Annotated in this window: 6 protein-coding genes; 2 read left to right on the forward strand and 4 right to left on the reverse strand. The window is 60.2% G+C overall.

The window, feature by feature from the left end; all coding sequences use genetic code 11:
- Nucleotides 1-188 precede the first annotated feature (188 nt).
- Nucleotides 189-1,619, forward strand: coding sequence for a cytochrome c oxidase accessory protein CcoG (ccoG, locus tag ACVVH8_RS15670; protein WP_475224651.1), 1,431 nt, complete (start codon nt 189-191; stop codon nt 1,617-1,619).
- A 238-nt stretch (nt 1,620-1,857) separates the two neighbouring features.
- Nucleotides 1,858-3,267 carry a GntR family transcriptional regulator MpaR gene (gene mapR, locus ACVVH8_RS15675; RefSeq protein ID WP_008087199.1) on the forward strand — a complete coding sequence of 470 codons (1,410 nt, stop codon included), beginning with the start codon at nt 1,858-1,860 and terminating at the stop codon, nt 3,265-3,267.
- A gap of 221 nt (nt 3,268-3,488) precedes the next feature.
- Here mapR and ACVVH8_RS15680 read toward each other — a convergent pair whose 3' ends face one another.
- The 4 genes from ACVVH8_RS15680 to ACVVH8_RS15695 form a co-directional block, all read right to left on the reverse strand.
- The gene (locus ACVVH8_RS15680; RefSeq protein WP_103302149.1) at nt 3,489-4,235 is read right to left on the reverse strand and encodes an SDR family oxidoreductase; all 747 of its coding nucleotides are present in this window, start codon (nt 4,233-4,235) and stop codon (nt 3,489-3,491) included.
- Nucleotides 4,236-4,400: 165 nt separating this feature from the next.
- Entirely contained in the window at nt 4,401-6,482 is a 2,082-nt protein-coding gene (locus ACVVH8_RS15685; RefSeq protein ID WP_475224654.1) for a putative bifunctional diguanylate cyclase/phosphodiesterase, read from the reverse strand.
- A gap of 218 nt (nt 6,483-6,700) precedes the next feature.
- Nucleotides 6,701-8,173, reverse strand: a complete 1,473-nt coding sequence (locus tag ACVVH8_RS15690; RefSeq protein WP_103302151.1) for an efflux transporter outer membrane subunit — start codon at nt 8,171-8,173, stop codon at nt 6,701-6,703.
- On the reverse strand, nt 8,170-11,277 hold the full coding sequence (locus ACVVH8_RS15695; RefSeq protein WP_103302152.1) for an efflux RND transporter permease subunit: 3,108 nt from the start codon (nt 11,275-11,277) through the stop codon (nt 8,170-8,172). The genes ACVVH8_RS15690 and ACVVH8_RS15695 overlap by 4 nt, the downstream gene beginning before the upstream one ends.
- Between the last annotated feature and the right edge of the window lie 94 nt (nt 11,278-11,371).

Below are 11,371 nucleotides of genomic sequence, written 5' to 3' on the forward strand. Positions count from 1 at the left end.
GGATCAACACCCCGCGCAAACGTCTGGGTCAGGCGTTTGCGCCTTTGCCTGCGGGCTGCTTCAAGTTGTCGCAGGACTAGTGTCGAACGACATCTGATCCGCTTTTTATTGAAATAGCTGAGTCTGTTATGCAAACAGATCGGCGCTCATAGTGCATCGGCCTGATGGAGGCTGATGAGCGAACGACCATGAGCGAACAAATCCCCGTCCGAACCGTAGAAGCATCTCCAACTATTAAAAGTGTGCCCGCACGCCCAATGAAGGCGACGGCCAAATCCAGCGACAATCAGATCCACACCCGCAGCTTCACCGGCCTGTTCCGCACCCTGCGCATGAGCGGTGCGGGTTTCCTGTTTGTGCTGTTTTTCGGCACGGTGTGGCTGAACTGGGGCGGTCGTCAGGCTGTGTTGTGGGATTTGTCGGAAAGCAAATTCCACATCTTCGGCGCGACCTTCTGGCCGCAGGATTTCATCCTGCTCTCGGCGCTGCTGATCATTGCCGCGTTCGGCCTGTTCGCCATCACCGTGTTCGCCGGGCGCGTCTGGTGTGGCTACACCTGCCCGCAGAGTTCGTGGACGTGGATCTTCATGTGGTGCGAGAAGATCACCGAGGGCGAACGCAACCAGCGGATCAAACTGCAAGCGGCGCCGTGGGGCCTGAACAAACTGGCCCGGCGTGCGGCCAAGCACACGCTGTGGCTGGCAATCAGCGTGATGACCGGTCTGACCTTTGTCGGCTACTTCACGCCGATCCGGCCGCTGGCCGAAGAACTGCTGACCCTGCAAATCGGCGGTGTCAGTCTGTTCTGGGTGTTGTTCTTCACCGGCGCGACTTACATCAACGCCGGTTGGCTGCGCGAAGCGGTGTGCATGCACATGTGCCCGTATGCGCGATTCCAGAGCGTGATGTTCGACAAGGATACCCTGGCGATTTCCTACGACGTGGCCCGTGGCGAAAACCGTGGCCCGCGCAAACGCGATGTGAAACCGGCCGAGGCCGGGCTCGGCGATTGCATTGATTGCCAGTTGTGTGTGCAGGTGTGCCCGACCGGCATCGACATCCGCGATGGCTTGCAGATGGAATGCATCGGTTGCGCGGCGTGCATCGACGCCTGTGATTCGATCATGGACAAAATGAACTACCCACGCGGTTTGATCCGCTACAGTTCCGAGCGCGAATTGCAGGGTGGCAAGACGCATCTGTTGCGGCCACGACTGATCGGTTATGTCGCGGTGCTGCTGGTGATGATCGGCGCACTCGCCCTGGCACTGGTCGAGCGGCCAATGGTCTCGCTGGACGTGACCAAGGATCGCGGGCTGTTCCGTGAAAACGGTCAGGGCCAGATCGAAAACATCTACACCCTCAAAATCATCAACAAGACCCAGCAGCGTCAGGACTACAACCTGAGCCTGGTCGACGGCGACGGCTTCCAGCTGCAAGGCAAGACCGAGCTGAGCCTGGCGCCGGGCGAGATTGTCGATGTGCCGGTGTCGGTGGCGATGACCACGGACCGCCCGAGCAGCAGCTCGCAGACCTTGAGTTTCAAGATCGCCGACAGTGATGAGCCTGAGATTTACAGCGTGGCGAAAAGCAGGTTTGTGGCGCCGATGAATCGCTGAGCCGCTAGAATCCTCCCCCTCACCCCAGCCCTCTCCCCGAGGGAGAGGGGGCCGTTCGAGGTGTCTGGCGCGGTACATAGACCTGACAGACCGAGTCGATTATGGATTCAGCAAAGCAATTTCAGGTCGGTGTGTTTCGCGAGCATCTCCCAATCAGTCCCCTCTCCCTCTGGGAGAGGGTTAGGGTGAGGGGCAGTTCCCTGACACCCCGCACAACCAACAAACACCAAGGGCCCCGATGAAACGCTACGAAAAATTCGCCGACGACATCGCTGAACTGATCCGCTCCGGAGTCCTCGGCCCCGGTCAGCGCGTGCCGTCGGTGCGCTACGCCAGCCAGACCTACGGCGTAAGCCCGTCCACGGTGTTCCAGGCCTATTACCTGCTCGAACGCCGTGGCCTGATCCGCGCCCGGCCGCGCTCCGGTTATTTCGTCAACACCCACGCTCCGAGTCCGTTCTCGGAGCCGGTGATCAGCAGCCACGTCAACGACTCCACCGAAGTCGACGTCAGCGAACTGGTGTTCTCGGTGCTGGAGTCGATCAAGGACCCGAGCACCGTGCCGTTCGGCTCGGCGTTCCCCAGCCCGACGCTGTTTCCGCTGCAACGCCTGTCGCGTTCGCTGGCCAGCGCCGCCAGGGAAATGGACCCGCGCATGGTCGTCACCGACATGTCGCCGGGCAATCCGCAACTGCGTCGACAAATCGCCCTGCGCTACATGGTTGGCGGGCTGATGCTGCCGATGGAAGAACTGCTGATCACCAACGGCGCCCTCGAAGCGCTCAACCTATGCCTGCAAGCCGTCACCGAACCGGGCGATCTGGTGGCTATCGAAGCCCCGGCGTTCTACGCCAGCCTGCAAGTGCTGGAGCGCCTCAAGCTCAAAGCCGTGGAAATCCCCGTGCACCCGCGCGACGGCATCGACCTCGGCGTACTCGCGCAGACGCTGGAACGCCACCCGATCAAGGCTTGCTGGTGCATGACCAGTTTCCAGAACCCGATGGGCGCGACCATGCCGGAGGCCAAGAAGCAGGAACTGGTCGAACTGTTGCGCCGCCATCAGGTGCCGCTGATCGAAGACGACGTCTACGCCGAACTCTATTACGGCCAACAGGCCCCGAAACCGGCCAAGGCGTTCGACACCGAAGGACTGGTGATGCATTGCGGCTCGTTCGCCAAGAGCCTGGCCCCCGGCTACCGCATCGGCTGGGTCGCTGCCGGGCGTTACGCGCAGAAGATCGAACGGTTGAAACTGATGACGTCGTTGTGCGCGTCGATGCCGGCGCAAGCGGCAATTGCCGATTACCTGCAACACGGCGGTTACGATCGGCATCTGCGCAAACTGCGTTATGCGCTGGAAGAGCAGCAAAGCGCGATGCTGGCGGCGATTGCCCGATATTTCCCGGCGCAGACGCGGGTCAGTCAACCGGCGGGCGGCTATTTTCTTTGGCTGGAACTACCGCCACAGATGGATTCGTTGAAGTTGTTTCAGATGGCGCTGGCGCAAGGCATCAGCATCGCGCCGGGGCCGATCTTTTCGCCGACGCAGCGGTTTCGCAATTGCATTCGACTGAACTATGGCAGCCCGTGGACCGAGGATTCGGAGAAAGCCATGGAGACGCTGGGGCGGATTGTGCGGTCGTTCTGACAGGCTGAGGGTGTTTGCACTGGCCCTATCGCTGGCAAGCCAGCTCCCACAGGTTTCAGTGTCGTACACAATATTTGCGACTGGCATCGATTGTTCTGGGAGCAGGCAAGCCAGCTCCCAAAGGTTTCGAAGTCGATCACAAAATTTGTGTTCAATACAAAACACTGTGGGAGCTGGCTTGCCAGCGATGAGGCCCTAACAAGCAATAAAAATCCTGAAGATCAACGCCCACCACCCAGATCAACAAACGTCCCGGTTGCATAAGAAGCCTTGTCCGACAGCAACCAGACAATCGCCTCCGCCACCTCATCCGGCCGCCCGCCCCGAGCCATCGGAATCGCCGATTCCAGCTTGCTGACCCGATCCGGATCACCGCTCAACGCATGGAAATCGGTGTAGATGTAACCCGGGCGCACCGCGTTGACCCGAATCCCCTCGCCCGCCACTTCTTTGGACAGACCGATGGTAAAAGTGTCGAGCGCACCTTTGGACGCCGCGTAATCGACGTATTCATTGGGTGACCCCAAACGCGCAGCCACTGAAGAGACGTTGACGATACTGCCACCCTGCCCGCCATGCTTGGGCGACATGCGCAGGATCGCGTGCTTGGCACAAAGGATCGGCGCCAGGACATTGGTTTTCATGATTTTCAGGATACGGAATTCGGACATTTCATCGACTCGCGATTTGTGCCCGACAGTGCCGGCGTTGTTCACCAGTGCGGTGACCCGGCCCAGCTCGGTGTCGACCCGATGGAACATCGCGACCACTTCGTCTTCGATGCTGACGTCGGCACGCACCGCGATAGCCTGTGCGCCCAGCGCCCGGACTTGCTCCAGCACGCTATGCGCGGCCTGTTCGTCTGACTGGTAATTGATGCAGATCCGATAGCCCTGCTCGGCCGCCAACAACGCCGTCGCGGCGCCAATCCCGCGCCCGCCGCCGGTGATCACAATGACTTTATCCATGCTGGCCTTTCCCCCCAATGCACACGTAACAGTCGGGGGAAGAATAACCGCCATTGGCGGGTTTTGCATGAGGTGTGTGCGAAGCGAAACCTGAGTTGAACACTTGTGGTGAGGGGATTCATCCCTCACCACAGAGTTTTCCTCATCAGATATGAATTGTGGCGATCAAGCAGTCGTGCGCTTCTCGCCCCGGACAATGCCCTGCATGAACTGATCTGCCGGCATCGGATGCCCGAGCAGATAACCCTGCAACGAGTCACAGCCCAATTGCGTCAGAAAATCCTGCTGCGAGCCCGTCTCTACCCCTTCCGCGACAATCCGTAACCCCAACGCCTGGCCCAGCGCGACAATCGCCGAAACAATGGCGGCATCGTCGCTGTCGTGCTCCAGATCGCGGACAAAACCGCGGTCGATCTTCAGCTCATTGGCTGGCAGGCGCTTGAGGTACATCAGGCTCGAATAGCCAGTACCAAAGTCATCGATGGACAGGTCGACGCCCATGTCCGACAACTCCTGCAACACCGTCATGCTCGCATCGGCGTCGCTCATGGCCGTGGTTTCGGTGATTTCCAGGGTCAGGCTGTTGGCCGGCAAACGGTGCGTCGCCAGCGCCTTGGCAACACTTTGCACCAGCCCGGCATGGCAGAACTGCAAGGCCGAGAGGTTCACCGCGATGCGCCAGTCGGTGTAGCCCAGCACGTACCACTCGCGCATCTGACGGCAGGCTTCATTGAGCACCCATTCGCCGATCGGGATGATCAGGCCGGATTTCTCCGCCAGATCAATGAATTTGTCTGGCATCAACATGCCGTGGCTCGGGTGCTGCCAGCGCAGTAACGCTTCGGCGCCGACCGGATGCCCGTTGGCGGCGTTGAACTTGGGCTGGTAATGCAGGCTGAACTGGCTGTGTTCCAGCGCGGCACGCAAGTCCTGCAACAATTGCAGTTGTTTGCGCGCGTTGTTGTTCATCGAGGCGTCGAAGAAGCTGTAACCATTCTTGCCGCCACCCTTGGCGTGATACATCGCGGCGTCGGCGTTCATCAACAGTTCCTGGGCGGTTTGGCCATTGCCCGGATACAGGGCGATGCCAACGCTGGCGGATATCTGCAAATCATGTTCAGCCACGCGGAACGACTGGGCGATCAGGCCGACCTGACGCGCGGCCAGCCCCAATGCATCGTTGGGTTCGCTCAGGCGCACCAGCAAAACGAACTCATCACCACCGATTCGCGCCAGCGTGTCCAGGCTGCGCAAGTCTTCGCGCAGACGCACACCGACTTCGCGCAACAGTTGATCGCCCATGTGATGGCCGAAGGCATCGTTGACCGGTTTGAAACCGTCCAGATCGATGAACATCAGCGCAAAGCAACCGCCCTGCTCGTTGACCTTTTTCATCGCCTGATTGATCCGGTCATCCAGCAGCATGCGATTGGGCAGACCGGTCAAGGTGTCGTGCAGCGCCAGTTGCGTCAGTTCGCGATTGGCCACCGTCAGCGAGTGCGCCAGATCGGCCGTGCGCGCTTCGAGGCGTGCGTCGAGAATCGAAGTCAGCAAGGCAATCGACAACACCGCCAACGTGGTGATCAGCACCAGGCTATCGAGGCCATTGCCCTTCAAACCGTTGAGCGTCGCACCGCAGAAACTGCCGTCGGGAAACTGTGCGGCCGCCATGCCGGTGTAGTGCATGCCGACAATCGCGATGCCCATGATCACAGCAGCACCAGCGCGAATCAGCCGAACATAGGGTGAATGCTGGCGCAGACGAAAAGCGATCCACAACGCGGCGGCGGAAGCGCCGACGGCGATCAGCAATGATGCGCCGAACAGCGTCGGGTCGTAGTCGATCCCGGGGGTCATGCGCATGGCCGCCATGCCGGTGTAATGCATGGCACTGATGCCGGTGCCCATGATCAATGCACCAAACGCCAATTGCAGGACCGGCAGTTTCGGCTGGCTCACCAGCCACAAGGCAAACCCGCAGGACAGCATCGCGATCAGCAGCGACAGTGATGTGAGCGTGACGTCATAACCGAGGTTGATTGGCAGTTTGAAGGCAAGCATGCCGATGAAGTGCATCGACCAGACGCCGACACCCATGGCGAACGCGCCACCAGCCGTCCAGAAATGCACTGCCCGCCCTTTTGCCGTAGCGATGCGCCCGGTGAGGTCGAGCGCGGTGTACGAAGCGAGGATTGCTACGCACAGCGAAATGAAAACCAGCGTGGAGGAATAAGTACCGATGAGCATGCGAATTCTCGTGGCCACCCAACCCCGATAGCGTCCATTCTCGGTCGGGCAAATGCGGCGATTGTACTGATTGCGCAGAAGAACGCACTGACAAAGTGAGCAATTTGCCATCAACCCGATGAAACGCTTGTTCCATTGCCCTAAAAGGCTCTAGCCCGGTGTTCACGGCTTTACCCGATCGTTCCCACGCTCTGCGTGGGAACGATCAAAGCCAGCCTTCAGCGGGTGTTATCGCTCACATCAAGCTGGCCATCCCAACCACCGCCCAGCGCGGCTATCAATTGCACGCTGGCAATCAATCGGCTCTGCAGAATATTCAGCACAGTACGCTCGTTGCTCAGCGCCGTGGCTTGCACCACCACCACGTCGATATAGGCAATCAGCCCGGCCTTGTACTGGTTTTCCGTCAGACGCAAAGAATCACGCGCGGCATCGAGGGCCTCCTGGCGCACCGCCGCTTCGTCTTCATAAACCTTCAACTGCACCAGATAGTTTTCCACTTCGCGGAAACCATCAAGCACGGTCTGCCGGTATTTGGCCACTGTCTGGTCATACACCGCCTCAGTGCGGTCGACTTCCGCCGAACGTATGCCACCGTCGAACAGCGGCAGGTCGAGTTTCGGCCCGACCGACCAGAACCGGTTCGGCAGACTGATCAGGTCTTTTGAGGTGCTGCTGCTATAACCGCCACTCAGGCTCAGGGACAGGTCCGGGTAGTACGCTGCTTTCGCCACGCCGATATTGGCGTTGGCAGCAATCACCGAGCGCTCGGCCGAGGCGATGTCCGGGCGCCGCTCGAGCAACTGCGACGGCAGACTCAACGGCACCTGCGGCAAGTTCGGAATGCTCTGCGTTTCCGCAATGTTGAAATCCGCCGGGGCCTGCCCGGTCAGCACGGCGATGGCATTCTCGAATTGCGCCCGCTGCCAGATCAGATCGACCAAATCAGCCTGGGTGCTCTTCAACTGCGTTTGCGCCTGAGCCACCGCGTCCCGCCCGGACACACCCGCACGGTACTGGTTCTGGGTCATTCTCAACGATTTTTCGTAAGCTGCCACCGTCGATTCAAGCAGGCGTTTCTGCTGGTCGATCACCCGCAGTTGCAGGTAGTTCTGCACCAGTTCCGACTGTTGGCTCAGACGCATTGCCGCCAGATCGGCAAAGCTGGCCTGCGCACTGGCCTTGTCGGCTTCAAGCCCGCGACGCAGCTTGCCCCAGATGTCGGCTTCCCAACTGACGCCCAACTGCGCGTTGTAGGTGTCGCGGATACCGCTGGAAGAACTGCTCAGACTCGAACTGCTACTGCCAGTACCCTGGCTGGAGCGGGTTTTGCCCAGGCTCAGATCGACATTCGGATAAAACGCCCCACGTGCGCTGCGTACCAGAGCCTGGGCCTGACGGTATTGCGCTTCCGATTGAGCGACCGTCTGGTTGGAACTGTTGAGCTTTTCGACCAGGCCGTTGAGCTGCTGATCGCCATACAGTTCCCACCAGGCGCCACGGGCCAGCGAATCGCTCGGGTTGGCCTGACGCCAGCCTTCGGCTTCCTTGTATTGAGCGATTTCGGCAGTCTGCGGGCGCTGGTAATCCGGGCCGACAGCGCAGGCACTGAGCATCGCCACGCACAGCGACAGGCTCAACAGACGCGAGCCGCGAACAGTGGCCAGATGGATAAGCGAACGGTCAGTCATAGCGGAGTTTCCAGAGCGGCATCAGTACGCACGCCACGCCATTTGTTGAAGCGATGGCGCAGCTTGTCGAGATAGAGGTAAACCACCGGGGTGGTGTAAAGCGTCAGCACCTGGCTGAAAATCAGCCCGCCGATGATGGTCAAGCCCAATGGCTGGCGCATTTCCGCACCTTCGGCACGGCTGAGCAGCAGCGGCAAGGCACCCAGAATCGCCGCCAGCGTCGTCATCAGAATCGGCCGCAGACGTTGCAGACAGGCGCTGCGGATCGACTCCAGAGGGGACAGTCCCTGATGGCGCTCCAGTTGCAGCGCGAGATCAATCATCAGGATCGCGTTTTTCTTTACCACGCCGATCAGCAGGAACAACCCGAGCAGCGAGATCAGGCTGAACTCGCCGCCCAGCGCATAGATCGACAGCAATGCGCCGACCCCGGCCGAAGGCAGCGTCGACAGAATCGTCAGTGGGTGAATGTAGCTTTCATACAGCACACCCAGCACCAGATACACCGCCAACAGCGCGCCGAGGATCATGAACGGCTGGCTCTTCTGAGTCGCGGCAAAGGCGTCGGCGGTACCGGCCATTTTCGCGATCACATCTTCCGGCAAACCGAGTTTGGCAATCGCCCGCTCGATGGCAGCGCTGCCCTGCTCCACCGTCACGCCTTCGGCCATGTCGAAGGAAATGTCCTCGGAGGCAAACTGGCCTTCGTGGCTGACCCGGTCGTCTTCCAGGCTACTCTCGTAGTGAGCGATGGTCGACAGCGGAATTCGCGCACCGTCAGCCGTGATCACCTGCACCTGTTTGAGCGTCACCGGGTCCTGGGCGTATTTCGGATTGACCTCCATCACCACTTGATACTGGTTGAGGCTGTCGTAGATCGTCGAAATCTGCCGCTGGCTGTAAGCGTTGTTCAGCACCGCCGTGACCATGTTCATGTCGACGCCCAGGCGTTTGGCCTGATCGCGGTCGACAATCAACGTCACCTGTTGCGCGCCCGCGCCCTCGCGGGCATCAATCGCGGTCAGTTCCGGCAACGCTCGCAATGCCGCGACGACCTTTGGATACCACTTGCGCAACTCGCCCAGATCACCGCTCTGCAGGATATAGCTGTACTGCGAAGTGGTCTGTTCGCGGCCACCGCCGAATTGCAGGTCCTGATCAGCCATCAGCATCAATTGCGCACCGGCCACCTTGGGCATTTCCTTGCGCAGGCGCTCGATGACTTTCTGCGCCGACAACTGGCGCTCCTTGATCGGCTTCAAGCGGACCAGCATGAACGCGTTGTTGGTGCCGTTGGTGCCGCCGATGAACCCGGCGACACTCTCTACCGCGTCATCCTTGAGCACCGCACGGCGGAAGGTTTCCATCTTTGGCTGCATCACACTGAACGACAGACCGTCGTCACCGCGAACAAAACCGATCAACTGCCCGGTGTCCTGCTGCGGCATGAAGGTTTTCGGCACCACCACGTAGAGCGCCACGTTGACGCCAACAGTGATGATCAGGCTGAGCAGCGTCAGGCGCCGATGGCGCAGCACCCAATCAAGGCTGGTGGCGTATTTGCCGACCATCCAGTCGTTGGTCTTGCGGCTCCAGCGCTGCAAGCGGTTTTCCTGCCCCGGCGTGTGCGGTTTGAGCCAGCGGGCGCAGAGCATCGGCGTGAGTGTCAGGGACACCACCAGCGAGACCACAATGGCCGCTGCCAGGGTGATGGAAAACTCGCGAAACAGGCTTTCGACAATCCCGCCCATGAACAGGATCGACAGGAACACCGCCACCAGCGAGACGTTCATCGACAGGAGCGTGAAGCCGACTTCCTTGGCCCCGAGGTACGCGGCCTGCATCGGTTTGACGCCCTCGTCGATGTGCCGGGAAATGTTCTCCAGCACCACAATGGCGTCGTCCACCACCAGGCCGGTGGCAAGAATCAGCGCCATCAGCGACAGGTTGTTCAGCGAAAAACCGTACAGGTACATCACCGCGAAGGTACCGACCAGCGACACCGGCACCGCCAACGTCGGAATCAACGAGGCGCGGAAGTTACCGAGGAACAGGAACACCACCAGAATCACCAGTGCCACGGCAATCAGCAAAGTCATCTCGGCTTCGTGCAATGTCGCCTTGATCACCGGCGAGCGGTCCATCGCCAGATTCAGCTTCACGCTGGCCGGCAGCACCGCTTGCAGGGCAGGGAGTTGCGCCTTGATCTCGTTGACCGTCTCGATGATGTTGGCCCCGGCCTGGCGGTTGATCACCAGCAACACCGCCGCGTCGTCGTTGAAGAAACCGCTGTTGTAGCGGTCTTCGACGCCGTCGCTGACCTTGGCCACGTCCTTGAGGCGCAACGCAGCACCGTCGGCGTAATGGATGATCAGCGATTCGTAATCCTTGGCTTTCTCCAGTTGGTCGTTGGCCTGAATCTGCCACAACCGTTGACCGTCCTCGACCGAACCTTTGGGCCTACGCACGTTGGCGTCGGCGATGGTCTTGCGCACATCGTCGAGCGCTACGCCGTATTGGTTGAGTGCCTGCGGTTCGAGTTCGATGCGCACGGCGGGCAAGGAGCTGCCGCCGATCTGCACTTCGCCGACGCCCTGAACCTGCGACAGGCTCTGCGAAAGAATGGTCGAGGCCAAATCGTAGAGCTGGCCTTTTTCCAGCACGTCCGAGGTCAGCGACAGCACCATGATCGGCGCCTGCGACGGATTGACCTTCTTGTAGGTCGGCATGCTGCGCATCCCGCTCGGCAGCAGATTACGCGAAGCGTTGATCGCCGCTTGCACTTCCCGCGCCGCGCCGTTGATGTCGCGGTCGAGGTCAAACTGCAGAATCACCCGCGTCGAGCCCTGACTGGATCGACTGCTCATGGTATTGACGCCGGCAATCGCGCCGAACGAGCGTTCCAGCGGCGTGGCCACGGTGGACGCCATGACCTCCGGACTGGCGCCGGGCAGGCTCGCCTGGACGACAATCACCGGGAAATCCATCTGCGGCAACGGCGAAACCGGCAACAAGCCGAAACTCACACCGCCGAGCAACATGATCGCCAGGCTCAGGAGCATTGTCGCGACCGGGCGCTTGATGAAAGGACCAGAAAGATTCATAGCTCCAAGCTCCCAGCTTCAAGCTTCAAGCTAAAAGCCAAGTAGCCGAGTTTCTGCTGCTTGTCTCTTGCAGCTTGAGGCTCGAAGCTCGTAG

Source organism: Pseudomonas trutticola BRTCR10 (genome assembly GCF_056155105.1).